Source organism: Aeromonas sobria (assembly GCF_050266975.1).
Classification (GTDB): domain Bacteria; phylum Pseudomonadota; class Gammaproteobacteria; order Enterobacterales; family Aeromonadaceae; genus Aeromonas; species Aeromonas sobria_B.
In genome coordinates this window covers 52337-76283 of record NZ_JBKISU010000009.1, presented here as the reverse complement: position 1 = coordinate 76283, position 23947 = coordinate 52337, and the positions used below count along the sequence as shown (strand labels likewise).

General features: G+C 63.8%; 20 protein-coding genes. 12 read left to right on the top strand and 8 right to left on the bottom strand.

What is annotated here, in order from left to right; translation table 11 throughout:
• Positions 1-109: 109 nt before the first annotated feature.
• Both ACLHZ1_RS07095 and ACLHZ1_RS07090 read left to right on the top strand, forming a co-directional pair.
• Positions 110-3154, top strand: coding sequence for a glycosyl hydrolase family 18 protein (locus ACLHZ1_RS07095; RefSeq protein ID WP_427261525.1), 3045 nt, complete (start codon positions 110-112; stop codon positions 3152-3154).
• A gap of 220 nt (positions 3155-3374) precedes the next feature.
• Complete coding sequence (locus ACLHZ1_RS07090) at positions 3375-4316, top strand: chemotaxis protein CheV (protein WP_427261524.1); 942 nt, start codon at positions 3375-3377, stop codon at positions 4314-4316.
• 67 nt (positions 4317-4383) lie between these two features.
• Here the strand turns inward: ACLHZ1_RS07090 and ACLHZ1_RS07085 are convergent, their stop codons facing one another.
• A complete protein-coding gene (locus ACLHZ1_RS07085) occupies positions 4384-4989 on the bottom strand; it encodes an arylesterase (protein WP_408797322.1) in 606 nt (201 codons plus the stop codon).
• On the opposite strand from ACLHZ1_RS07085, the gene ACLHZ1_RS07080 reads away from it, so the two are divergent.
• Both ACLHZ1_RS07080 and ACLHZ1_RS07075 read left to right on the top strand, forming a co-directional pair.
• The gene (locus ACLHZ1_RS07080; RefSeq protein ID WP_427261523.1) at positions 4988-5710 is read left to right on the top strand and encodes an ABC transporter ATP-binding protein; all 723 of its coding nucleotides are present in this window, start codon (positions 4988-4990) and stop codon (positions 5708-5710) included. The two genes, ACLHZ1_RS07085 and ACLHZ1_RS07080, sit on opposite strands and share 2 nt — an antisense overlap.
• 53 nt (positions 5711-5763) lie before the next feature.
• Complete coding sequence (locus ACLHZ1_RS07075) at positions 5764-8202, top strand: ABC transporter permease (RefSeq protein ID WP_427261522.1); 2439 nt, start codon at positions 5764-5766, stop codon at positions 8200-8202.
• An 89-nt stretch (positions 8203-8291) separates the two neighbouring features.
• Here the strand turns inward: ACLHZ1_RS07075 and ACLHZ1_RS07070 are convergent, their stop codons facing one another.
• Complete coding sequence (locus tag ACLHZ1_RS07070; protein WP_427261521.1) at positions 8292-9206, bottom strand: TIGR01777 family oxidoreductase; 915 nt, start codon at positions 9204-9206, stop codon at positions 8292-8294.
• A gap of 469 nt (positions 9207-9675) precedes the next feature.
• Between ACLHZ1_RS07070 and ACLHZ1_RS07065 the strand changes: the two genes are divergently transcribed.
• Positions 9676-11004, top strand: coding sequence for an IS4 family transposase (locus ACLHZ1_RS07065; RefSeq protein ID WP_427261520.1), 1329 nt, complete (start codon positions 9676-9678; stop codon positions 11002-11004).
• 55 nt (positions 11005-11059) lie between these two features.
• Here ACLHZ1_RS07065 and pta read toward each other — a convergent pair whose 3' ends face one another.
• Both pta and ACLHZ1_RS07055 read right to left on the bottom strand, forming a co-directional pair.
• Positions 11060-13213, bottom strand: coding sequence for a phosphate acetyltransferase (pta, locus tag ACLHZ1_RS07060; RefSeq protein ID WP_427261519.1), 2154 nt, complete (start codon positions 13211-13213; stop codon positions 11060-11062).
• 69 nt (positions 13214-13282) lie between these two features.
• On the bottom strand, positions 13283-14485 hold the full coding sequence (locus ACLHZ1_RS07055) for an acetate kinase (protein ID WP_041998369.1): 1203 nt from the start codon (positions 14483-14485) through the stop codon (positions 13283-13285).
• Between the two features lie 304 nt (positions 14486-14789).
• Here ACLHZ1_RS07055 and yfbV point away from each other — a divergent pair, with 304 nt between their 5' ends.
• Complete coding sequence (gene yfbV, locus ACLHZ1_RS07050) at positions 14790-15230, top strand: terminus macrodomain insulation protein YfbV (protein WP_111873473.1); 441 nt, start codon at positions 14790-14792, stop codon at positions 15228-15230.
• Between the two features lie 51 nt (positions 15231-15281).
• Here the strand turns inward: yfbV and ACLHZ1_RS07045 are convergent, their stop codons facing one another.
• The 3 genes from ACLHZ1_RS07045 to ACLHZ1_RS07035 all read right to left on the bottom strand — a co-directional run bounded on the left by ACLHZ1_RS07045 (position 15282) and on the right by ACLHZ1_RS07035 (position 17036).
• A complete protein-coding gene (locus ACLHZ1_RS07045; protein WP_427261518.1) occupies positions 15282-15782 on the bottom strand; it encodes a YfbU family protein in 501 nt (166 codons plus the stop codon).
• 184 nt (positions 15783-15966) lie between these two features.
• Positions 15967-16431 carry a thioredoxin-dependent thiol peroxidase gene (bcp, locus tag ACLHZ1_RS07040; RefSeq protein WP_427261547.1) on the bottom strand — a complete coding sequence of 155 codons (465 nt, stop codon included), beginning with the start codon at positions 16429-16431 and terminating at the stop codon, positions 15967-15969.
• 71 nt (positions 16432-16502) lie between these two features.
• Positions 16503-17036, bottom strand: a complete 534-nt coding sequence (locus ACLHZ1_RS07035; RefSeq protein ID WP_427261517.1) for a glycine cleavage system protein R — start codon at positions 17034-17036, stop codon at positions 16503-16505.
• A 175-nt stretch (positions 17037-17211) separates the two neighbouring features.
• Here ACLHZ1_RS07035 and dapA point away from each other — a divergent pair, with 175 nt between their 5' ends.
• The 6 genes from dapA to ACLHZ1_RS07005 all read left to right on the top strand — a co-directional run bounded on the left by dapA (position 17212) and on the right by ACLHZ1_RS07005 (position 22719).
• A complete protein-coding gene (gene dapA, locus ACLHZ1_RS07030) occupies positions 17212-18099 on the top strand; it encodes a 4-hydroxy-tetrahydrodipicolinate synthase (protein ID WP_041998379.1) in 888 nt (295 codons plus the stop codon).
• Positions 18092-19213: an outer membrane protein assembly factor BamC gene (bamC, locus tag ACLHZ1_RS07025; protein ID WP_427261516.1), complete on the top strand. Its 1122-nt coding sequence runs from the start codon at positions 18092-18094 to the stop codon at positions 19211-19213. Before dapA ends, bamC begins: the two co-directional genes overlap by 8 nt.
• A gap of 148 nt (positions 19214-19361) precedes the next feature.
• Positions 19362-20465, top strand: a complete 1104-nt coding sequence (locus tag ACLHZ1_RS07020) for a phosphoribosylaminoimidazolesuccinocarboxamide synthase (RefSeq protein WP_427261515.1) — start codon at positions 19362-19364, stop codon at positions 20463-20465.
• 284 nt (positions 20466-20749) lie between these two features.
• Entirely contained in the window at positions 20750-21379 is a 630-nt protein-coding gene (locus ACLHZ1_RS07015; RefSeq protein WP_427261514.1) for a DUF2057 domain-containing protein, read from the top strand.
• A gap of 105 nt (positions 21380-21484) precedes the next feature.
• Entirely contained in the window at positions 21485-21922 is a 438-nt protein-coding gene (locus tag ACLHZ1_RS07010) for an HIT domain-containing protein (RefSeq protein ID WP_427261513.1), read from the top strand.
• A 98-nt stretch (positions 21923-22020) separates the two neighbouring features.
• Positions 22021-22719, top strand: a complete 699-nt coding sequence (locus tag ACLHZ1_RS07005; RefSeq protein ID WP_427261512.1) for a DUF3334 family protein — start codon at positions 22021-22023, stop codon at positions 22717-22719.
• Positions 22720-22791: 72 nt separating this feature from the next.
• Here ACLHZ1_RS07005 and ACLHZ1_RS07000 read toward each other — a convergent pair whose 3' ends face one another.
• Positions 22792-23778 carry a DUF2860 family protein gene (locus ACLHZ1_RS07000; RefSeq protein ID WP_427261511.1) on the bottom strand — a complete coding sequence of 329 codons (987 nt, stop codon included), beginning with the start codon at positions 23776-23778 and terminating at the stop codon, positions 22792-22794.
• Between the last annotated feature and the right edge of the window lie 169 nt (positions 23779-23947).

The following is a 23947-nucleotide window of genomic DNA, read 5'->3' as shown; positions in this document are numbered from 1 at the left end:
ATGAGGGTATGTGGCCCCGTCCAAGGCCTGTTGTCGTTCCCTTTTACCTCCCTGTTGCGATTGCGCTTTCCCGGTCTTAACGCCAAGACAAAACAAGGAAGATAACAATATGCAACAGATCTTGAGGCCCAGCAGGCTCGCCATGCTGGTCGCCCTTGCGGCCGCCCCCGCCTGGGCGCAGGCCGCCTATCCCGCCTATCAGGCCGGTACCGCCTATCAGGCTGGCGACATCGTCAGCAACGTCGGCAACCTCTACGAGTGCAAGGCATTCCCTTATTCCGGCTGGTGCGGGGCTTCCCCTTATCACTACGAGCCCGGGGTTGGTGCCGTCTGGACCGATGCCTGGGCCCTGTCTCAGGACCCCAACCCGCCCGGACCCGAGCTGCTTGAGCTCGCCCTCTCTTCCCCCGCCGCCGGCAGCTCGGTGAGCGAAGGGGCCGAACTGGCCCTGGCCGTGACCCTGACCGGTGGCAACACAGCGGTCGCCCAGGTGGTCTACCTGGTGGATGGCAGCCAGGTCGCCGTGGCCACGGCCGCCCCCTGGTCCGCCAGCTGGTCCGCCAGCGGCGTCGGCCCTCATCAGGTCACGGCCCGCGCCCTGGACAAGGATGGCAACAGCCTGGATGAAGCCCAGGCCGCCGTGACCGTGACCGCCGTGGTCGCCCCCGAGGCGCCTCGGGTCAGCATCGCCAGCCCCGCCGCCGGGGCCAAACTGACCCTGGGCCGCGCCGTCACCGTGACCGGCAATGTCACCGATGCCAACGACGATGTGGCCAAGGTCGAGCTCTATGTCGATGGCAAGAAGGTATCTGAAGACAGCTGTGCTCCCTGGCAGCTGGGCTGGACCCCGCAAACCAAGGGCAGTGCCGCCCTGACCCTGGTTGCCGTGGACAGCCAGAGCCTGTCCGGCGAGTCGGCTCCCGTGTCGGTCAGCGTCGAAGAGGCCGCCCTGCCGCCCTCCGGCGGCAATCTCTCCTGCGACGTGCGCCAGATCTACCGCGCCGACGGCAGCGAGTGCATGGGGGATGACCATGGCCGCCGCGTCATCGGTTACTTCACCTCCTGGCGGACCGGCAAGAACGGGCTGCCCTCCTACCTGGTGGGCGACATCCCCTGGGACAAGATCACCCACATCAACTACGCCTTCGCGGCGGTGGACGAACAGAGTCACACCATCAAGGTGGATGATGCCGCCACCAAGCTGACCTGGGACGGGGTGCCGGGCGCCGAAATGGATCCCGAGTTCGCCTACCAGGGCCACTTCAACCTGCTGTCGAAGTACAAGAAGCAGTATCCGGACGTGAAGACCCTGATCTCCGTGGGGGGCTGGGCCGATACCCGTGGCTTCTACACCGCCACCACCAAGGGCGACTGTTCGGTCAACACTGCCGGCATCAACGCCTTCGCCGACTCGGCGGTGGGCTTCATCCGCCAGTACGGCTTCGATGGGGTGGATATCGACTACGAGTACCCCACCTCCATGAAGGATGCGGGCAACCCCAACGACTTCCCGCTCTCCAACCAGTGCCGCGGCAAGCTGTTTGCGAACTATGAAGTGCTGATGAAGACACTGCGCGAGCGGCTCGACAGCGCCGGCAGCGAGGATGGTCGCAAGTACATGCTGACCATCGCCTCGCCGGCGTCGGCCTACCTGCTGCGCGGCATGGAGAACTTCCAGGTCACCCAGTACCTGGACTACGTCAACCTGATGACCTACGACTTCCACGGTGCCTGGAACCACTTCGTCGGCCACAACGCCGCCCTGTTCGACAACAAGGCGGACCCCGAGCTGGCCCAGTGGGGCGTCTACAACCAGGCCCAGTTCGGTGCCATCGGCTACCTGAACTCCGCCTGGGCGGCCCACTATTTCCGCGGCGCCATGGCGGCGGGCAAGATCAACATAGGGGTGCCCTATTACACCCGTGGCTGGCAGGGGGTCAGCGGTGGCACCCACGGCCTGGGTGGCAAGGCGGCGCTGCCGAGCCAGAGCGACTGCCAGCCGGGCACCGGTGGCAGCACCATTCCCTGCGGCAATGGTGCGGTCGGCATCGACAACATCTGGCATGATCTTGACAAGAACGGCAACGAGATCGGCGGCGGCGCCGTGCCCATGTGGCACGCCAAGAACCTGGAGCACGCGGCCAGCCTCGGCATCACCAGCATGCCGAGCTATGGCGCGGCCTGGGGGCTGGATGCCAACAACCCGGCCGATGTGATGCAGGGTCAGTACGTGCGTTACTACGACGACAAGGCCCACTCGCCCTGGCTGTGGAACGAGCAGAAGAAGGTGTTCCTCTCCACCGAAGATGAGGAGTCCATGGGTCACAAGCTGGACTACATCATCAAGCGCGGCCTGGGGGGCGTCATGTTCTGGGAGATGGCGGGGGACTATGATTTTGATCCCGCCAAGAACGAGTACGTGATGGGCCGCACCCTCACCAGCCTGGCGTATGACAAGTTCGCCACGGCGAGCAAGGCCAACTTGCAGCAGAACGATCTGCCGGCCCCGGCCGCTCAGCTCGACATCGGCGTCAGCCTCTCGGGCTTCAAGGAAGGGGATTCCAACTACCCCATCAACCCGACTCTCAAGCTGACGAACAACTCGACCCAGACCATACCGGGCGGTACCCGCATCGAGTTCCTGATGCCCACCTCCACCTCCGACACCATCACCGACCAGAGCGGCATGGGATTGGCGGTGGTGGAGAGCGGCGGCAACCAGAACTCCGACGGCATCGCCAATGAGAAGGACTTCCACAAGGTGGCCCTGACGCTGCCGGGCTGGAAGGCCTGGGCGCCGGGCACCGAGGTGGAAGTGGCCATGACCTACTACCTGCCGGCCGCCGGCGTGCCGAGCGGCATGCGCCTGGTTGCCGGCAGCCAGACCATAGGCCTGAAGTCCGACTTCCCGGCCCTGGCCGAGGCGGTGCTGGGGGGCAGCAGTGGCGGTGACGGCGGCAGCGGTGGCACCAGCTGCGCCAGCCAGAGCGTGGATCCGGCGGCCTATCCGGCCTACCCGAGCTGGCCGCGGGGGGATCACGCCAGTGGCAACGATCGCATGACCAACGGCAAGGCGGTGTGGCAGGCCAACTGGTGGACCAGCAGCGAGCCCAAGGCGGGCGACGGCAGCTGGAAGCTGGTCTGCAACTACTGAGTTGTCCCGACCGCTGTGTCAGCTGCGAGCCCAGAGCGGGCGATGGCAGCGGGTCTGCAGCGGTTTAGACGGGCATTGACGACGCAAACGGGGCCCCTGGCCCCGTTTTTTTTATCAAGAAAATCCATGGGCCGGCCGACATAACATAGCAAGAGCCATGGTAGCGGGATCGGCGAGTCCCTATACTGGGCCAGCATTCTGATAGGGAGAAAGGGGAGTCATGGCGAGCATATTGGATTCAGTGGATCAACGTACCCAGCTGGTAGGGGAGAATCGCCTGGAGCTGTTGCTGTTTCGACTCGGCTCCCGCCAGCTGTTTGCCATCAATGTGTTCAAGGTGCGGGAGGTGGTGAAACTGCCCCGCCTGAACAAGATGCCGGGGTCCCACCACAACATCAGTGGCGTGGCCAACATCCGCGGAGTCTCCATTCCCGTCATCGACCTGCGCAGCGCCATCGGTATGCGGGGTCGGGGGGAGGAAGGGGAGGCCAACCTCATCATCACAGAGTACAACCGCACCATACAGGGCTTCCTGGTCGGCCAGGTGGCCAACATAGTCAACATGACCTGGAAGGACATACTGCCGCCGCCCCGCTCGGCCGGGCGCGCCAACTATCTCACCGCCATCACCCGGTTGCGGGAGGGGGAGAGCGAGCAGATCGTCGAGATCATCGACGTGGAGAAGGTGCTGGCGGAGATCATCACCTACGACATCCGCATCTCTGAGTCCGTGCTGGACAGGGCACTGCTGCCGCAGATGGCGGGGCGCAAGGTGCTGATCGTCGATGACTCCAGCACGGCACGCAACCTCATCCGTGACACCCTGGCCCAGCTCGGGCTCGAGGTGATCGAATGCCAGGATGGCCTGCAGGCCCTGACGCTGCTCAAACGCTGGTGCGATGAAGGCAAGAGGGTGACCGACGAGCTATTGCTGATGATCACCGATGCCGAGATGCCCGAGATGGATGGCTATCGGCTCACCCACGAGGTGCGCAGCGATCCGCGCATGGGGGATCTCTTCATCACCCTCAATACCTCCCTGAGCGGCAACTTCAACGAGGCCATGGTCAAGAAGGTGGGCTGCGATCGCTTCATCTCCAAGTTCCAGCCAGACCTGCTGGTGGGGGTGGCACAGGAGCGGCTGCGCCAGTTGCTGGGCTGAGGAGCAAGACAGATTGACGAACAGAGGGTCGGCCTGCGCCGGCCCTCTGTTCATTGGCAGGATGCCATCACTGGCTCAGCAGGGGCTCGACGAAGCGGGCGACCTTGTCGCGGATCAGCGGCTGCGCCTCGGCCTTGGGGTGGATGCCATCATTCAGCATGAGTTCAGGGCGGGTGACAATATCATCGAGGAAGAAGGGCAGCAGCGGTCGCGCCTTCTCGGCGGCCAGCTCAGGGAAGATCTGCTCGAACTGGCGCAGGTAGCGGGCTCCATAGTTGGGGGGCAGCTGGATCTGGGTCAGTATGGTGCGGATCCCTTGCCGTTCGGCCATTGCCAGCATCTTCGCCAGGTTTTGGCGGGTGAGGGCAGGGGGGAAACCCCGCAGGCCATCGTTGCCCCCCAGCTCGATCAGCAACCAGTCCGGCTTGTGCTCCTCGAGCAAGACGGGCAGTCTGGTGAGGGCCCCCTGAGTGGTTTCACCGCTGATGCTGGCATTGATCAGCCGGTGCTGTCCGCCCGCCTCCTGCCACTGCTGCCCGAGCAGGGCAGGCCAGCTCTGGTCGGCCGGCATCTGGTAACCGGCGCTCAGGCTGTCGCCCAGCACCAGCAGGGTCTGCGCCTGCAATGAAGCGGTTGCCATCATCCACATTAAGGCGAACAGGATACGCGCCATGACTTCAACTCCCATCATTTCGATTAATAACCTCGGCAAGTCGGTGCGCCTCGGCAGTGACAACCTGACCATCCTTGAGGGGATCTCGCTGCAAGTCAAGGCGGGGGAGACCCTGGCTCTGGTCGGGGCCTCAGGCTCGGGCAAGTCGACCCTGCTCGGCCTCCTGGCCGGGCTGGACTTGCCGAGCAGCGGCGAGATCCGCATCCAGGGCCACTCCCTCGGCGAGCTCGATGAGGAGGGGCGTGCCCGGCTGCGGGCCGACCATATCGGCTTCGTGTTCCAATCCTTTCTGCTGCTGCCGACCCTGAGCGCCCTGGAGAACGTCATGCTGCCCGCCGAGCTGCGGGGCGAGCAGGATTGCGAGCCCAGGGCCCGTGAGCTGCTGGCGGCGGTGGGCCTGAAAGAGAGAGTGGATCACCTGCCGCCCCGCCTGTCCGGCGGTGAACAGCAGCGGGTCGCCATCGCCCGTGCCTTCATGACCCGGCCCAGTCTGCTGCTGGCGGACGAGCCGACCGGCAACCTCGACAGCAAGACAGGCGAGACCGTCATCGAACTCTTGTTCGATCTCAATCGCCGCCATGGCACCACCCTGGTGGTGGTCACGCACGATCTGGCCCTGGCCCAGCGCTGTCAGCGTCAGCTGACCATGGCCGGCGGCCGCTTGCAAGATGACGCCGGGGTGGATGCCCGGGTGCAGCCGAGCCCGGCCTCCGTTCGCTGACGTGGGATGACACACCCGGGGTGGCAGGCATGCCCGTTCGATAGGGAGCAAGAATGACCCATGTACGATTGGCGCTGCGATTGCTGCGCCGGGAAGGGGCCAGCGGCGAGTTGCGCTGGTTCGTGCTGGCGCTGGCGCTCTGTGTCGCCTGTGTGCTGAGCGTGGCCCTGGTGGCGGATCGGCTGGATGCAGGCCTCAAGGCCTCGGGCCGCGATTTTATCGGGGCGGATCGGGCCATCGGCACGGGGCGGGCCCTGGATCCAGCCTGGCTGGCGCGGGCGCAGCAGGAGAAGGTGGCGGTGCAGGCCACCGTCAGCTTCAACAGCATGCTGTTTCACGGCGACGCCTTTCAGCTCGCCTCCATCCGCGCGGTACCCGACGGCTTTCCCTTCTACGGCAAGCTGGAGCTGGAACCCCAGCGCGCCCCCAGGCCCGGGGAAATCTGGCTGTCGGCCCGGCTGATGCAGCTGCTGGGTGCCAGCACAGGGGAGGTGCTGGAGGTGGGCAACACCCATCTCAAGGTGGCAGGCCTGCTCGGCCGGGAGCCGGATCAGGGCTTCAGCCCCTTCCTGCTGGCCCCCAGGGCGCTGATCCACAGCGATGACATAGAGGCGACCGGTGCCCTGCTGCCTGCCAGCCGCCAGCAGTGGCGTTATCTGTTCCAGGGGGAGCGGGCCGACATAGGCCGCTTCGAAGCCTGGATCAAACCCAAGCTGGTGGCGGGCCAGAAGTGGGTGACCCCGGATGATCAGGGCTCCCAGGTCGGCCGCTCCCTGGCCAATGCCGAACGTTTCTTCCGCCTCGCCTCCCTGGCCGGGGTGCTGCTCGGCGCCCTGGCCATGGGGATCGCCGTGCGGCATTTTGCCGAACGTCAGACCAGCATGGTGGCCCTGCTCAAGACGCTCGGCGCCTCCAGGGGCAGTTTGTGGCGGCTGATGGGCACACTGCTGCTCAGCCTCACCCTGGTGGGGGCCCTGCTGGGCCTGGCCGCCGGCAGCCTGATGCAGTGGCTCACCCTGCAACTCCTTGGCAACCTGCTGCCGCCGGATCTGCCGCCCCCCTCCTGGCGCCCCTTCGCCCTGGGGCTGGCGGTCGCGCTCTTCATCACCCTGCTGCTCGCCTTCATCCCCTTCCTGCGCCTGCTCAAGGTGCCGCCACTGCGGGTGCTGCGCCGGGAGCTCTCCGCCAGCGTGCCGACCTGGCTGGCGCTGCCGGTCGGCCTGCTGGGGCTGTTTGGCCTAGTGTGGGGCTTCACCGCTGACTGGGGGCTGGCCCTGGGGCTGGTGGCCGGCATGGGGCTGTTGATGCTGCTGCTGGCGCTGATGGCGGCCGGGTTGCTCAAGCTGGGCAGCCGTCTCAAGGGGCCCCATGCCCTGCGCCTGGCCCTGGCCCATCTCTCCCGGGAACGGGGGGCCGGGTTGTTCCAGCTGGCGGGCTTTGCCCTGGCGCTCATGCTGTTTGGCCTGCTCTGGGCGGCCCGGGTCGATCTGCTGGACGAGTTCTCCGCCCGCCTGCCGGCGGACGCGCCGAACCGCTTCCTGGTCAACATCGCCAGCGAGGAGCGCCTTCCCATCCTCGCCGCCCTCGGCGAGGCGGGGGCGGTGACCTCGGACTTCTACCCCATGGTGCGCGGGCGCCTGAGCAGTATCGCCGGCGAGGCGGTGGGCCCCAACGGCCGGGAGGGGATCGATCGGGAGCTGAACTTCACCAGCACGGCGCAGCTGCCTGCCGACAACCGCATCACCCAGGGGCGCTGGCTCGCGGGCAAGGGGGAGGTGTCGGTGGATGACGAGGTGGCCGAGAGGCTGGACATCAAGCTGGGGGACACCCTGGGATTCAACATCGAGGGGCGGGAGTTCGAGGCGCGCGTCACCAGTTTGCGCCACATCAAGTGGGACAACATGCGCCCCAACTTCTACATGATCTTCTCCCCGGATCTGCTGGCCGATTTCTCGCACACCTGGCTCGGCAGCTACCGCCTGCCGGCCGAAGGCAAGGCGGCGGAGGTGGCGCTCATCCGCCAATACCCCACCGTCTCCCTCATCGATGTGGATGATCTCATCGCCCGCCTGAGCCAGGTCTCCCAGCAGGTGAGCCGCGCCCTGGCCCTGATGCTGGGGCTGGTGACGGTGGCGGCCCTGCTGGTGCTGCTGACCCAGACCCAGGCCAGCATGGCGAGCCGCCGCCGCGAGCTGTTGCTGATGCGCACCCTGGGGGCCGGCAGCCAGCTGCTGCAGCGGATGCTGCGCTGGGAGCTGGTGGCGACCGGCCTGCTGGCGGGCTTGTGCGGCGCGGCCGTGGTGGAGCTGGCGAGTCTGGGCCTGCAACTGGCCTGGTTCGAGGGGCAGTGGCAGTTCCACTGGTTCATCTGGCTGGGGCTGCCGGCCCTTGGTGCCCTGCTGGTCACCCTGGCCGGGCAGGGGATGCAGCGCCAGCTGCTGGCCGGCACCCTGAGCGATCGACTGCGGGGTCTGGGCCAGGGCCTGCTCTAGGGACAAGCGGCCTGGCTGCCCGCAGGCATTTCGCCATGACACAGAGCGCTTCCCCCCCGGGGAGGCGCTTTTTTTATCGGGCGGCTGGGCTACTTGCTGGGCTGGGGGCGTTCCAGCAGATTGACGAAGGCCTGGGGCAGGGCCGGGAAGGTGAAGTGAAAACCCGCCTCCTGCAGGCGCCTGGGCAGCACCCTCTGCCCGGTCAGCACCAGATCGGCGGCCTCGCCCATCATGAGCCGCAGGGCCCAGGCGGGAATGCGCAGCAGATGGGGACGCTTGAGTGCCCTGGCCAGCTGCTGGCTGAACTCCCGATTGCTCACCGGGGTCGGGGCCGTGCCGTTATAGATGCCGCGGCACTCCTCATGTTCGAGCAGATAGAGCCAGGCCCGCACCAGATCCTGGATGTGGATCCAGGAGACCACCTGCCCCCCTTCCCCCATGGGGCCGCCGAACCCGACCTTATAGGGGGGCAGCATCCTGGGCAGGGCGCCGCCATCCAGCCCCAGCACCAGGCCGATGCGCAGTATGCAGACCCGGGTCTGCTCGCTGCTGGCCGCCAGGGCCAGGGACTCCCAACGGTGGCAGAGCTGGTGGGTAAATTCCTGGCTGGGGTGGTCGCACCCCTCATCCAGGGGCTTGTCATCCTGGCGGCCGTACCAGCCGATGGCGGAGGCGCTGAGCAGCACTCTGGGGGGATGGCTGGAGAGCTTGATGAGATCGACCAGCTGCTCGGTCAGCAGCCAGCGGCTGTCGCACAGCTGCTGCTTGCGGGCCCGGTTCCAGCGCCCCTGGGCGATGGGTTCCCCGGCGAGGTTGATCACGGCATCTATGTCGTTGAGATCGTCGAGCCGGTCCAGGGAGTCGAGCACCTGCACATCGTGACCCAGCAACTGATAGGCCTGGCTGCCCTGGCGGCTCAGGACCACGACCTGATGCTGCACCTTGAGGTGCGCCACCAGCTTGCGACCGATGAACCCTGTCCCGCCCGTGATTAGAATCTTCATCTCGTCCCCTCCATGTCTGGCTCTACTCTAGTGAGTCGGCAAGGGATGAACAAGCCATGAGACCGAGAGAGGCCGATCCCTGCGGCACCATCTGCATCTGTTGTTTTCTTTCAAATGATCCGGAAACTATCCACAAAAGCTGTGGAAAAGTCTGTAGATTAGCGGTGTTTCTAGCGTTAGTTGGCTGATCTTAAACGACTATTTTCATCTGATCCCGACTGGGGTGCAATTGCGCAATCCCCTGGCGCGAATGTGAGTGTTCGCTCTGGCGTTGCCCCAGGCCGGTCGCCGTGCCGGGGTGGTGACGGCCGAACCGAGGGGATCCGGATTTGATCTCGGGGATCAACATCGGCCGCCGAGGTACAAAAAAACCCGCCGAAAGGCGTAATGCCGATCAGTTAAGGATCCATTGACCGATCCTCCTGATGTGTAAAAATCCGAAACCTATTGATTTGGTTTCGGATTCTTTATGCGTATCGAACAGGCTCTCGACTTCCTCCACGCCAGCAATATGGCCCAGTTTGAGTCACTCTCTGACCTCATTCCCCCCGCGCTCATCACCTCCCTGCTCGGCGAAGAGGGCGTCGCCACTCTGCGCCGTCGCCGCATGCCCATGGAGCGCCTGGTCTGGGCCATCATCGGCATGGCCATCTTCCGCAACGTCCCCATGACCCAACTGGTCAATCAGCTCGATATCCTGCTGCCCGGTGACCGCCCCTTCGTCGCCCCCAGCGCCTTCCTGCAAGCTCGCCAAAAGCTTGGCCACAAGAGCATTGAGCGGCTGTTTCACGAGACTGCCACAGGTTGGCACCAGCAGGCCAATCACCCCGGTTGGGCCGGGCTGCAACTGCTCGCCGTCGATGGCGTGATGTGGCGCACCCCCGATACCCCGGACAATGCCGCCGCCTTTGCCAAGCCCGGCACCCAGCATGGCGAGACCGCCTATCCCCAGGTGCGCATGCTCTGTCAAATGGAGCTGACCAGCCATCTGCTGGTTCAGGCCGTGATGGAGAGTTGCGCCGTCAACGAGATGGTGCTGGCCGAGCAGCTCATCGAGCGCACACCGGACCACTCGCTGACCCTGTTCGACAAAGGCTTCTACTCCCTTGGCCTGCTCCACGCCTGGCACACCACCGGCAGTGAGCGGCACTGGCTGCTGCCGCTCAAGAAGGGCACCCAATACGAGGTGGTACGCAAGCTGGGGCGCCAGGATGCGCTGGTGCAGCTCAAGACCAGTCCACAGGCACGCAAAAAGTGGCCGCAACTGCCGGACACGGTGGAAGCTCGCTTGCTGACCCGCAGCATCAACGGCAAAGAGCGACAAGTGCTGACCTCGATGGTTGACCCGATGCGCTTTCCGGGGGCTGACATCGTGGAGCTGTATGGCCATCGCTGGGAAATCGAGCTGGGGTATCGGGAGATGAAACACAGCCTGCAGCAGCACCGACTGACCCTGCGCAGCAAGAAGGCGGCGGGGATACGGCAAGAGCTGTGGGGCGTGCTGCTGGCCTATAACCTGCTGCGTAGCCAGATGGTGAAGATGGCGGCGAGCCTGAAGGGATACACGGCGAGTCAGCTGAGTTTTCACATGGCGTCGGTGTACCTCATCCATGAACTGAGCTGCATGCCGTATGTGTCACCGGGGAATATCCCGGGGCGGGTGGCGGAGCTGGAGAAGCAGGCGGGGCAGTTTGTGCTGCCGGCACGAAGAGAGCGAAGTTACCCTCGCTGCGTGAAGCCAAGACCACAGAAGTACAGTGTGAAAAAAGCCAATAAAAACAATGCCAGTCAGCCTTAACTGACTGGCATTACGCCGAAAGGCGGGTTTTTCACAAGGTCAGCGGTCGGCGAAATTACTCGGCCTGGGCTGCCTGGATACCGGTCAGGGCGATGGTGTAGACGATGTCGTCCACCAGGGCGCCACGGGAGAGGTCGTTGACCGGCTTGCGCATGCCTTGCAGCATGGGACCGATGGAGACCAGCTCGGCGGAGCGCTGTACCGCCTTGTAGGTGGTGTTGCCGGTGTTCAGATCCGGGAACACGAACACGGTGGCTTTACCCGCGACCGGTGAGTTCGGTGCCTTGGACTTGGCCACGTTCTCCATGATGGCCGCGTCGTACTGCAGCGGGCCGTCGATGATGAGGTCGGGGCGCTTGGCCTTGGCCAGTTCGGTCGCTTCGCGCACTTTTTCTACGTCCGCGCCGGCGCCAGAGGTACCGGTGGAGTAGGAGATCATGGCGACGCGCGGCTCGATGCCGAAGGCGGCAGCGGAGTCGGCGGACTGGATGGCGATCTCGGCCAGCTGTTCGGCGCTCGGATCCGGGTTGATGGCGCAGTCACCGTATACCAGCACCTGATCCGGCAGCAGCATGAAGAAGATGGAGGAGATCAGGGAAGAACCCGGGGCAGTCTTGATGATCTGCATCGGCGGACGAATGGTGTTGGCGGTGGTGTGCACGGCGCCGGAAACCAGACCGTCCACTTCGCCGCGTTCCAGCATCATGGTGCCCAGCACCACGTTGTCTTCCAGCTGTTCGCGGGCGACCACTTCGGTCATGCCCTTGTTCTTGCGCAGCTCGACCAGACGGGCCACGTAACGCTCGCGCACGGCCACCGGATCGATGATCTCGACGCGGTCGGTCAGCACCACACCCTGCTGTTCGGCGACGCGGCGGATCTCCTCCGGGTTGCCCAGCAGCACCGGACGGGCGATGCCACGTTCGGCACAGATGGCGGCCGCCTTGATGGTGCGCGGCTCTTCCCCTTCCGGCAGCACGACGCGCTTGTTGGCCTGGCGGGCCAGCTCGGTCAGCTGATAACGGAACGCAGGCGGGCTCAGGCGACGGGAGCGGGTGGACTTGGCAGAGAGGGACTCGATCCAGTGCTTGTCGATGTGGCCGGCCACATAGTCCTGCACCAGCTCGATCCGCTCGCGGTCATCTTCCGGGATGTCGACGTTGAAGTTCTGCAGGCTGACGGCGGTCTGCCAGGTGTTGGTGCCGGTGATCATGATCGGCAGGCCGGTGGCCATGGCTTGCTGGCACAGGGCCATCACCTGGGGTTCCGGATGATAGTTGCCGGTCAGAAGCAGGGCGCCCAGCTTGACGCCGTTCATGGCGGACAGGCAGGCGGAGACGATGACGTCGGAACGATCGCCCGAGGTGACCAGCAGGCTGCCCGGACGGAAGTGCTCGATCATGTTGTGGATGGAGCGGGCGCAGAAGGTCACGGTCTGCAGGCGACGGCTGTCCAGCTCGCCCTTGTGCAGGATCTTGGCGGCCAGGTGCTTGGCGAGATCCTTGGCGCGCGGCGCGATCAGCTGGGTGTTCCAGGGGATGCAGCCCAGGATGCGCAGCGGGCTCTTGCCGAACACCTGCAGCACTTCCAGGTTGTGGGCGGCATCCGTGGTGTGGTGATGAGCCTCGAACATCTCGGTCAGATCGGGGCGGGTCACGCCGTGCTCGTCAACCGGGGCGCCGACCTTGTTGATGACGCAGCCGACGATGCGCGGGTTGTTGACGCTACCGAAGTTGGAGCAGGCCAGCTCGATGCGCTCTTTGAGCTTCTGGCTGGAGTCATGACCCGGGTGGGTGACGAACACTATGTCGGCATCCAGGGCCTTGGCGACGTCATAGTTCAGCTTGTTGGCGAACGGCTGCTTGTCGGTGGGGACCATGCCCTCGACCACCACCACTTCGGCGCCGCTGGCCTTCACGTGCTCCTCGAAGCGAGCCACAATCTCTTCCAGCAGGATGTCGGTGTTGCTGGTGGAGATCATGTTCTCGGCGTAGGAGAGGGCGAAGGGCTCGGGCGGGTTGATGTTGGCGGCGGCGCGGATCACGGCGGTGGAGCGCTCGGCACCCATCTCGCCCGGACGCGGCTGGGCAATCGGTTTGAAGAAGCTGACGTTGACGCCATGACGTTCCATCGCGCGAACAACGCCAAGGCTCACTGAGGTCACACCGACATCGGTGCCAACCGGGATAAGCATAATAGTGCGTGCCACTTAATACCCCTTGTTCATTTTTTGGGATCAGGAAAAGGCCGCCCTGGGGCGGCCTCACGTTACTGCGGATCAGGCGCCGACGAGGTCCAGCGCGTCGTGGGCAATCACCCACTCTTCGTTGGTCGGGATCACCAGGGCCTTGGTGGTACCGGCCTTGGAGATCACGCCACCCTTGCCGAAGCGGGCGGCCAGGTTGGCATCGTGGTCGATGTCAAAGCCCAGCAGACCCAGCTTGTTCAGGGCCATCTCACGGATCGGGGCCGAGTTCTCACCGATGCCACCGGTGAAGACCACGGCATCCAGACGACCGTCCATGGCGGCGGCGTAGGCGCCGATGTACTTGGCCAGGCGATAGCAGTAAACATCCATGGCACGCTTGGCTTCTTCCTTGCTGTCGTAGTTGTCTTCGACGAAACGGCAGTCGGAGGTGACTTCGGTCAGACCCTGCAGGCCGGACTCCTTGGTCAGCATGGTGTTGATCTCGGCAACGCTCATGCCCAGATTGTCATGCAGGTGGAAGATGATGGCCGGATCGATATCACCGCAACGGGTGCCCATCACCAGGCCTTCCAGGGGGGTCAGGCCCATGGAGGTGTCGACGGACTGGCCGTTCTTGATGGCGCAGACGGAGCCGCCGTTGCCCAGGTGGCAGTTGATGATGTTCAGCTCGGAAACCGGCTTGTTCAGCTGCTTGGCCGCTTCCAGGCTGATGAAGTAGTGGCTGGTGCCGTGCATGCCGTAGCGACGGATGCCGTTCTCTTTGTAGAGCTTGTACGGCAGGGCGTACAGGAAGGCTTCCTGGGGCATGGTCTGGTGGAAGGCGGTGTCGAACACGGCCACGTTCTTGTCGGCCAGCTGCGGGAACACCTTGAGTGCGGCGCGGATGCCGATCAGGTGAGCCGGGTTGTGCAGGGGGGCCAGGGTGGCGCAATCTTCGATGCCCTTGACCACTTCGTCGGTGATGACCACGGAGGAGGTGAACTTCTCACCGCCGTGTACCACGCGGTGACCGATGGCGATCAGGTTTTCGGCCAGGGCCGGATTCAGGGGCAGGATCTTGTTGACGATGTAGTCCAGCGCTTCCTGGTGAGCGGCACCGGCACCCAGATCGGCATTGCCTTTCTCGCCGTTGAGCTTCCACTTGATACGGGCGTCGTCGAGGCCGAAGCACTCTGCCAGACCGGACAGCAGGTCATCGCCTGTGGTGGCATCGATCACGGCGAACTTCAGGGAAGAGCTGCCACAGTTAAGTACAAGAACCAGCTTACTCATGAATAAATCCTATCGCAGATTGGGTTGTGTAGGAGGACTGCACGGACGCGAGGGCGCCCAATATCTTCAACTTATCCTGATGAGGGTTGGCAATCTGTTGCTTGCCCCTTGTATAGTGATACAAGGCCCGACATCCTGACGCCTTCCGATGGGGCCCGGAGGGGCCATCGGCGGTAAAAATGGGCGTACAAAGGATAACCTCATTGTTGAAAAATAACAAAGTCATCCTAAACCTTTGTTACATTCCATCAAATTTTTACGCGGTTTTGCCACTTGGCGCGGTCAAAATTGGCTCGGAGGCAGTATGAGCATGACGTCTTTTGGAACTAAGTTACAGCAAGGCCGACATTATATGACGATTTGGCCACGCCGTCCCGAGCTCAATCCACTGTTTCCTGAAAACCGTATCATCCGGGCCACCGAGTTCGCCCTCAAGGTGATCCCGGCCCTGGCCGTGCTCAGCATCATGTTGCAGTTTCAGCTGGGTCAGGATCACTACTGGCCTTCGGTGATGACCAGCGTGCTGTTTCTGCTCAGTCTGCCGCTGCAGGGTTACTACTGGCTCGGCCAGCGTGCCGAGACCCGGCTGCCTCCTTCCCTGGCGAACTGGTATCGGGAGATCAACGGCAAGATGAACGAGCAGGGAGGCCGCCGTCAGCTGGTGGCCCAGCCCAGATACGAAGAGCTGGCCGACACCCTGAATGCCGCCTTCAAGCAGCTCGATAAATCCTTTCTCTACGAATAGCCCCGGCAAGGGAGAAAAAGGCGCCTTGGGGCGCCTTTTCTTATGGCCGGATCAGGCCGCCAGTATGTTGCGGATCTCCTGGACCGAGAGCTTGTACTGGCGCGGGCACTGGTGCCAGACGCTCAGCATCCGCTGGTATTTGTCGCGCATGGCGATGTCGCTCGAAAGCTCGTCGCAGGGGCAGTCCAGCTCGGGGAAGCGCTTGTCGACCTCCAGCAGGAAGCAGACATAATCGGCCAGGGCGGCCTCCTGGCTGCGGCTGTAACCATTGAAGCGCAGCCGGCTGGCCGCGACCTCGGCCTGATGGGCGGGGGCCAAGTTGCCCCAGGAGATGGCCAGGGCATGGTGCAGCTCCAGGGTGCCGAGCACCTCCTGGCAGGTGGCGAGATCCAGATGGCCGAAGTGCTTCTCCAGCTCGAGGATCTGCAGGCAGTAACCCTTCTCTATGATGGTGCTGGCCCGTTGGTAAAACGCCGCCTTTTCCGGGTTGAGCTTGGCCAGGATCTCGTACTGGTTGCTGAGGATGAGGCGCTCTGTGTGGCTCATATTCATGGGACTTCTCGCTGCAAGAGGAAACTGGCACCAAGTTAACCCAGATATCAGATGGATTTTTTGATCTGGCAGGGGAGTTGCGCGCAAAAACGGGCCGGGGGGTGAGGAGCCGGGCCTGGCCAAAGAGCGAGGGGGCCATCGGCCCCCTCGCGTCTGATCCCGGATGAGGCCCGATCCGGCGGGCTCAGCCCTTGATGAAGTCGAGCACCACCTGATGGTGATCGCTGGTCTTGAACTTGTCGAAACGGTGGGCAACCTTGCCCGTCTCGTCGATGAGGAAGCTCAGGCGATGGATGCCGTCGTACTCCTTGCCCATGAACTTCTTCGGGCCCCAGACCCCGAACGCATCGGCCACGGCGTGATCCTCATCGCTCAGCAGGCGGAAATTGAGGCCGTCGCGCTCCTCGAACTTCTTCAGGCGCTTGGCCGGGTCCGGGCTGATGGCGAGCACGGTCACATTGAGGGCGGCCAGCTCGGCATTGACGTCCCGCAGGCCGCAGGCCTGGGTGGTGCAACCCGGGGTCATCGCCTTGGGATAGAAGTAGATCAGCACCTTCTTGCCGCGCAGTCCGCTCAGGCTGACCGGCTGGCCATCCTGATCCGGCAGGGTGAAATCGGGCGCGTTGGCGCCGGCGGACAAGGGGTGGATGGGTTCAATGGTAGACATCTTGACTCCTCGGTGGCTGCCCTCGGGCAGGCTGACGACAGGGTAGGGGCACCTCAGGGGTGCTTGCGGTGAATGATGAACTCGAACGACTCGGCGCCGAGCGCCTGGCAGAAGGCGGCAAAGGCAGCCTCGGAGTCGGTCACTTCGCCGGCGCGTGCCAGGTTGAGCTGGAAACTCGCCTTGAAGCGGTTGTAGGGCTCCTGCTCCCGGGTCTGGGTCTGCATGGCCTGGATGTCCCAGCCATGGTCGCTGAAGAACTGGGTGCACTGGCTGACGATGCCGGGTTCGTCGCGGATCAGGATCTCGGCGCTGGCGTGGATGTCGTATTGCAGGGAGTGATGGCGCTCGGTGCGCTTCATCATGGTGATGAGATCCCACTCCTGGCTGCGCAGGGGCAGGCTTATCTCGAGTTGCATCAGGCTGTTCCAGTCGCCCGACAGCAACATGATGAAGGTAAATTCGTTGCCGAAGATGCCAAGGCGGCTGTCGACTATGTTGCAGCCGCAGCCACTCACGTGGCGGGTCACTTCGTTCACTATGCCAGGCCTGTCCGTGCCGATGGCCGTTACGACCAGGTAATGCGTCATAAGTCCTCTCTCGTCCATTCATTTTGCTGGCGCAGGCCGACTCGGGCGAGCCTGGAGCCGGGTGGGGCATTGCGCCGTTTTGTGGCGGATGGTACCACGGCTTGTCCCCCGCCTCCCTTGTTTTTCAAAGGGGGCAGCTTTACCATTACGCCCCTGAAAATCGGGAGAAATATCCATGTTACGCGGTAGTCTTGTCGCTCTTGTCACCCCCATGCTGGCGTCAGGGGACGTCGATTGGGCCAGTCTGGCTCGCCTTGTCGAGTATCATGTGGCCGCCGGTACCTCGGCCATCGTCGCGGTGGGTACCACGGGGGAGTCGGTGACCCTGAGCGAGCAGGAGCATATCGCCGTCGTGGCCAGGACCCTGGAGCTGGCAGCGGGACGCATCGCCGTGGTGGCCGGCTGCGGCTCCAACGATACCCGTCATGCCATCGCCCTGTCCCGTCGCTTTGCCGAACTGGGGGTGGATGCCGGGCTCTCCGTCACCCCTTACTACAACAAACCGACCCAGGAAGGGCTCTATCGTCACTATTGTGCGATCGCCGAGGCTAGTGGTCTGCCCCAAATTCTTTATAATGTGCCGGGTCGTACCTGCTGTGATCTCAAACCCGAGACCGTTGGCCGGCTGGCCAGGGTGCCCGGGATCATCGGCTTGAAAGAGGCCACCGGCGATCTGGCGCGCACCCCGCTGTTGCGGGCGCTGTGCGGTGCGGATTTCGCCCTCTACAGTGGCGATGACGAGACTGGATGTGATTTTATGCTGCAAGGGGGCGATGGGGTCATCTCCGTCACCACCAATATTGCGGCGGCCCAGATGGCCGACATGTGTCGTGCTGCCCTGGCCGGTGATGCCGGTCTGGCCCACGACATCAACAATCGATTGATGCCGTTGCATCGGACTCTGTTCTGCGAACCGAGCCCCATTCCGGTCAAGTGGGCCTGCGCCCGGCTGGGATTGATAGCGACGGCGACCCTGCGTCTGCCGCTGACCGACCTCACCCCAGAGGGCGAACAGGCGATGACGCAGGCTCTGATGACTGCGGAGTTGATGGCGAGTGTTTAAAACAAACGGAAAGGGAAGTGCAGTGCGTCTGGCGATGAGTGTGGTGACCCTGGCCGTGCTGGCCGGTTGCAGCTCACCGGCGGAGCGCAAGATGGCCAACCGTGGTTTTGAGTATGAGGACGCCCGCCTGGAAGGCCGCGCATTCCTGATACCCGCCGGGTTGCAGACCCCCGCCTTTAACAGCGAATTCAATATTCCCGCCCTGCCCGAGAGCAGCCTCGAAGGCCCCCTCGGTGCCGATGTGGACGTGCGTCCCCCCGCCCAGCTGCTGACCGTGGTCCCAGGCAGCCAGGTGGTAGCCAATGCGGCCGAGCCCACCGTCGCCTTCTACGCCCTGAGTACCGGGCAGAGTGTGCAGGACGATACCTGGGCCTTCCTGATGAATTTCCTGGCGAAATACAAGGTCACTACCGAGCGCCTCGACCGCGAAGGCGGCGTGCTGGAAACCGGTTGGTTCGACAACACCATGGCCCTCGACGGCTGGGGTGAGGAAGATGACGACTACCAGATCCGTCAGCGCTACCTCTTCAGCCTGAGCCCGGACGACCAGCGCCATGCCATGAAGATGTCGGTCAGGGTGATCGACCACGAAGAGAAGCTGGACGGCGACACCAGCACCAGCCTGAGCCCGGCCGAGGCGAAGCGTTACGCCACCCGCGCCCTCAACCAGTTCTCCCTCTATTACGACCAGGAGCTCAAGGCGCGGGAGCAGCACAAGAGCAGCGATGGCATGGGCCTGCAACTGGGTCTTGACAACAACGACCTGAGCGCCTGGATTGCCGATGGCTCCTTTGATCAGGTGTGGCGTCGCCTCAACCAGATCCTGCCCGGCTACGGTTTCATCATCAAGGATACCCAGCAGTCCCTGGGCTGGATCGACGTCGAGTATGACGAACCGGGCAGCGACTTCTGGCAGAGCAAGGGGGGCGATCCCTTCAAGCTGGAGGAGGAGAAGTACCGCTTCCAGCTCGGCGAGATGGCGGGTGGCAAGACCTCCATCACCCTGTTCGACAAGGACAAGAAGCCGGTATCGTCCGGCGTCATCTCCCAGATGTACATCAGCCTGTCCGAGGCATTCGCCAAGGCCCAGGCCGATCAGGCAGCAGTACAATAACAGACAGGGGCCCGGCGCCCCTGTTTTGTTATGTGGATCCCCCGGCGTGACGCCGGGGAGGGCTACCCAGATTTGATTGCATCCATTCCCGAGCCGTGGGGGTGGCTGCTCTGTTTTATTCGTCCCACAACAGGAAGTGTTAAAAGCCATGAGTCTTGCAGATCAAGTATTGGCGGTGAATGACGATTTGCCGATCCGTACCGATAAACCTGTCCATTCAGGCAAGGTGCGCAGCGTCTACTGGTTGACCCCGGCGGACAGTGCCCGGCTCATCAGAGAGAAAGGCTATGACGTGCCGGCCGATGCGCCCCTGGCCATCATGGTGATCAGTGATCGCATCTCTGCCTTCGACTGCATCTGGCAGGGGGTGGAGGGCTTGAACGGCGTGCCGGGCAAGGGGGCTGCACTCAATGCCATCTCCAGCCACTGGTTCAAGCTGTTCAAGGAGAAGGGATTGGCGGACAGCCACATCCTGGACATTCCGCACCCCTTCGTCTGGATAGTGCAAAAAGCCCGCCCCGTGCTGATCGAGGCCATCGCCCGTCAATACATCACTGGGTCCATGTGGCGCGCCTATCAGGATGGCGAGCGGGAATTCTGCGGCATCCGTCTGCCCGAAGGCCTGCAAAAGGATCAGAAGCTGCCCGAGATCCTCATCACCCCCTCCACCAAGGGTGTGCTCAAGGGACTGGACGGCGTGCCGGAAGCGGACGACGTCAACGTCTCCCGCGCCGACATCGAGCGTCACCATCAGGCCTTTGGCTTTCGCTCCCCGGCGGACATCGACCGTTACGAGGTGCTGCTCAAGGAAGGCTTCGGCGTCATCAGCGAAGCCCTGGCCGAGCGGGATCAGCTGTTTGTCGACACCAAGTTCGAGTTTGGCTACGTCCAGGACGCCGCCGGCAACGAGAAGCTCATCTACATGGATGAAGTGGGCACCCCCGACAGCTCCCGCATCTGGGACGGCGCCGCCCTGCGCAATGGCGAGATCGTCGAGAAGTCCAAAGAGGGCTTCCGTCAGTGGCTGCTGAACCACTTCCCGGATCCGGACATACTGCTCAACAAGCGCCGCATGCCGGAACGCTTCGCCCTGGCCCGGGACAACAAGCTGCCCACCGAAGTGATGATGGACATCTCCCACACCTATGTGGGCATCGCTGAGACCATCATAGGTCAGCCGCTGGTGCGCAGCGCCCATCCCAAGCAGGAGATCATCGAGGTGTTGCGCGAGCAGTACGGGCTGATCGACTGAGACGGATCGCCTTTTTCGCCGCCAGGAAACAAACGTTTACCTGGCGGGGTTGCCTCGGGTACGAGGCGGCATACACGAGCGGGCCCCATTGCGGGGCCCGTTTTCATGTGTGTCATCTCGTCATCGGCGGATCCCGTCACACAAGTTGTTGCAGGCCTGGTCTCGCGAGCATCCCCACCATCTGGTGTAAGGGGGCAGGCGGAGCGGCAGCATACTGTTATCTGGCTGTCACAAAGGCCCGCTAAGGTAGCGGGCCATGTGTGGCACCGATAACGGATGATGAGATGAAACGAGTGTGGAGCCTGGCCCTGTTACTGGGCTGCGGGAGTGTGAGTGGCCTGGCCCTGGCCGATGTCCGAGTCTCGGTACCGGCGCCGTTCCAGCTGCTGGCGGTGCAGGAGGGCAGCTTGCTCGACGAGCATAGTGCCAGCGTCAGGGAGGGAGCAGCCCAGCTGCTGGTGCGTTACGACGGGGTGGAGGAGAGCCGCAACAGCAGCGACAACGATAGCCACCATGTTTCCGAGCCCCAGGTGGTGCGCTTCGATGCCAGCGGCGGCCCCCTGATCCTGACGCCGGCGGCGCTCCCCGCCGCCCTGCGCAGTGGTGAGCAGATGGCCGCCTTTGCCAGGGCGCCCAAACTGAGCCTGGCTGATGAGCAGGGCCGGCCGGTCGCGTTTGCCCAGGACGAGCTGGTCAGCCGGGGGCTACAGCTGGGGATCGACTGGCCCGATCGGCTGGCGGACTACAACCGGGATGGCGGCGTGGCGGCCCTGATGGTCGCCGCCGCGCCGACCCCGCGCCCGGCCCTGGCCGTCGAGGCCAGCGGCCTGGAGGCCCAGTTGCAACAGCTGTTCCTGCAGGCGGATCCCGCCTTGCGCAAGCGCTTCATCGGCTGGGCCGTGCCCCGGCTCTGATCTCCCCTGGCCGGGTCGCCGTCACCGCTCTCCCGCTTTCCTTGCCGGGTCGCTTGCAGTAAGGTGGGCACACTGCCGTGCCCACCCTTTTTGCATGAGGTCCCCATGTTCGAACTGCATCCCCGCCTGGCCGCCGATACCCGGGTGCTTGGCGATCTGCCCCTGTGCCGCGTCCTGCTCGCCAAGGAGAGCCAGTATCCCTGGCTCATCCTGGTGCCTCGGGTGGCCGGTTTGCGCGAGATCCATCATCTGGCCCCCTCTCAGCAGCAGCAACTGATGCAGGAGTCCTGCGCCGTCGCCGCCCTGATGGAGCAGGCGCTTAACCCCGACAAGATCAATGTGGCGGCACTGGGCAACCTGGTGCCCCAGCTGCATTTGCACCATGTGGCACGTTTCGTCGGTGACAAGGCCTGGCCGGGTCCCATCTGGGGGGCTCATCCTGTCATCCCCCATGGGCCGCAAGTTTTGGCGCGGGAGGCCGATACATGGCAGACGCGCCTTGGCACTGTCCCCGGGTTCACCCCGAACGATGCCGATGAGTGACGAAAGAGCGCGCTGGCTCCCAGCCCGATGACAAGGGCCCGCCACGCCGCTCCCTTTGTGTTATAGATAAGCCCATTTTCGCCGTTCAGGAAGAGCCCATGATAGTAACGAGAGCCGATGACGATACCGTGCTGACCACGGAAGATGTACTGCTGAGCCTGTGTAACTCGGTCACCAAGGTGCTGAGCGCGGCCAGCCAGAGCCAGGTGCGCTTCTCCGGCATGGTGCAGAAGATCAGCAAGACCTGCCTCAAGCCCGACATCGGCTGCTTCGTGCTGTTCGATGGCGGCTTCTCCGGTCTGGTGGTGATCAACTTCTCCGCCGCCGCCGCCATGGAACTCTACCAGAACTACATGCTGAGCATGGGGCTCTCCAAGGAGGATCTCGCCATCTCCCACACCTCGGACGAGGTGAGCAACGTGATGGGGGAGCTGATGAACCAGATCGTCGGCAGCTTCACCCACAAGGTAGGCCGCGAGTTGCAGACCCACATCACCCAGAACCAGCCCAAGATGCTGGCCCTGAACAAGCAGGTGATGCTGAGCGTCGATACCAACCTCGACAATCCGGAGTCGCGCCGGGTCACCTTCTTCACCGCCCGCAACAACATCTTCTATCTGGAGCTGGCGATGGACAAGACGGAGTTCATCCGGCTGCACGACGAGGGGCGGGATCAGGAGGAGCTGAGCCCGGACGAGTTGATCGCCCGCACCAAGCTGGCCCAGGCCCCGCAACCGGCGGCGACCGTCGCCAGCGCGAACGAGCACGACGATCTGCTCGATTCCCTCGGCATCTGAGCGCCGTCACGGCATTAAAAAGGAGGCCACCCCTGGGGTGGCCTCCTTGTTTTCAGCCGGCGCCACGCGCCATCAGAAGGTGTAGAGCAGGCCTGTGCTCAGGGAGCTGACGCTGCTGTCGTAGAAGGCGATGTCGGAGTCGGCCTTGGCGTAACCGGCGCTCACCACGGCGGAGAGGGGGGCGACCCCGAACAGTCGATGCCAGAAGAAGGAGCCGCCGATGGCGAACTCATTGGCATCGGCCCGGCGGCCAAAGATCGGCTGGACGGCGTCATAGTCGCGCTTGCCGAGGTAGAGGTTGCTCACCAGGGACCACTGGCTCTGCTTGAAGCCATAACTCAGCTGAACCCCCGTGCTGTCATAGCTCTCCGCCCGGCCATCGAGATCGGCCTGGCGGTAGACCAGGGAGGGTTCGAGCAGATGACCCGGGGCCGGTTGCCACAGGTAGCCCAGTTCGAAGGTATATTCCCGACCGTTGCGATCGAGCTGGCGGGCAACCTCGTGGCCATAGCGCTCGCCGCTGTGCTCGTTGTCGATGTCGATGTGGCGCACGGTGGCCTTGCCGTTGAAGTTCGAGCCCCAGATCTTGTCCCAGCTCAGGCGCAGGCCGCGAGAGCTGCGTTTCGTGGTCTCCCGATCGACACCGGTGGCGAAGGGATCCTGCCACTGCTTGTTGGGCAGGGCGCTGAACACATAGGCACCGGCGATGATGCCCTTGTCGCCCACCTGCTGGCGCACCCCCAGCTGCTGGGTGAAGTCGAAACGCACCGCATCCTGGATCAGGTTGCCGAGGTAGAGCTGAGTACGGGTGTCGGCGAAGGTGTAGCGCAGATCCGCATTGACGAGGGGGGTCAGGCCATCGGATCGCTCGGCCGCGCCCAGGCTGTCGATGCGGTCATGGCTGTCGTGGCCCTTGTAGAAGTTGGACTCGTAGCTGCTGGCGGTGACGCCGCCGAGCAGGAAGCCGGAGAAGCCGGACTGTTTCGGGATCTCGATGATCTCGGCATGAAGGGGGCCCGCGGCCAGCAGACCCAGGCCGAGTAACAGACTCTTGCGCATTGCTCACTCCTCAAACGAGTAGGATTCAAACAGGTTGACGGACGGCATTATAAGGCGGTGCTCCGCCGCTGTCTGCCTCAATGGCATCCCGGTCGCCCGGGGGGCAGGCGACACCTTGTCACCCGCCCGCCACCGGCGGGGCCCACCGCGCCTTGCTCCGTGCCAGTGA

Excerpts from the sequence above, each read along its gene's own strand:
- dapA (WP_041998379.1), top strand. The coding sequence starts at position 17,212 with ATGTTACGCGGTAGTCTTGTCGCTCTTGTCACCCCCATGCTGGCGTCA.
- ACLHZ1_RS07010 (WP_427261513.1), top strand. The coding sequence starts at position 21,485 with ATGTTCGAACTGCATCCCCGCCTGGCCGCCGATACCCGGGTGCTTGGC.
- ACLHZ1_RS07005 (WP_427261512.1), top strand. The coding sequence starts at position 22,021 with ATGATAGTAACGAGAGCCGATGACGATACCGTGCTGACCACGGAAGAT.
- ACLHZ1_RS07035 (WP_427261517.1), bottom strand. The coding sequence starts at position 17,036 with ATGACGCATTACCTGGTCGTAACGGCCATCGGCACGGACAGGCCTGGC.
- ACLHZ1_RS07045 (WP_427261518.1), bottom strand. The coding sequence starts at position 15,782 with ATGAATATGAGCCACACAGAGCGCCTCATCCTCAGCAACCAGTACGAG.
- ACLHZ1_RS07055 (WP_041998369.1), bottom strand. The coding sequence starts at position 14,485 with ATGAGTAAGCTGGTTCTTGTACTTAACTGTGGCAGCTCTTCCCTGAAG.
- ACLHZ1_RS07085 (WP_408797322.1), bottom strand. The coding sequence starts at position 4,989 with ATGGCGCGTATCCTGTTCGCCTTAATGTGGATGATGGCAACCGCTTCA.
- ACLHZ1_RS07070 (WP_427261521.1), bottom strand. The coding sequence starts at position 9,206 with ATGAAGATTCTAATCACGGGCGGGACAGGGTTCATCGGTCGCAAGCTG.
- ACLHZ1_RS07020 (WP_427261515.1), top strand. The coding sequence starts at position 19,362 with ATGAGTCTTGCAGATCAAGTATTGGCGGTGAATGACGATTTGCCGATC.
- yfbV (WP_111873473.1), top strand. The coding sequence starts at position 14,790 with ATGAGCATGACGTCTTTTGGAACTAAGTTACAGCAAGGCCGACATTAT.
- ACLHZ1_RS07090 (WP_427261524.1), top strand. The coding sequence starts at position 3,375 with ATGGCGAGCATATTGGATTCAGTGGATCAACGTACCCAGCTGGTAGGG.
- ACLHZ1_RS07080 (WP_427261523.1), top strand. The coding sequence starts at position 4,988 with ATGACTTCAACTCCCATCATTTCGATTAATAACCTCGGCAAGTCGGTG.
- ACLHZ1_RS07065 (WP_427261520.1), top strand. The coding sequence starts at position 9,676 with ATGCGTATCGAACAGGCTCTCGACTTCCTCCACGCCAGCAATATGGCC.
- ACLHZ1_RS07095 (WP_427261525.1), top strand. The coding sequence starts at position 110 with ATGCAACAGATCTTGAGGCCCAGCAGGCTCGCCATGCTGGTCGCCCTT.
- ACLHZ1_RS07075 (WP_427261522.1), top strand. The coding sequence starts at position 5,764 with ATGACCCATGTACGATTGGCGCTGCGATTGCTGCGCCGGGAAGGGGCC.
- ACLHZ1_RS07015 (WP_427261514.1), top strand. The coding sequence starts at position 20,750 with ATGAAACGAGTGTGGAGCCTGGCCCTGTTACTGGGCTGCGGGAGTGTG.
- ACLHZ1_RS07000 (WP_427261511.1), bottom strand. The coding sequence starts at position 23,778 with ATGCGCAAGAGTCTGTTACTCGGCCTGGGTCTGCTGGCCGCGGGCCCC.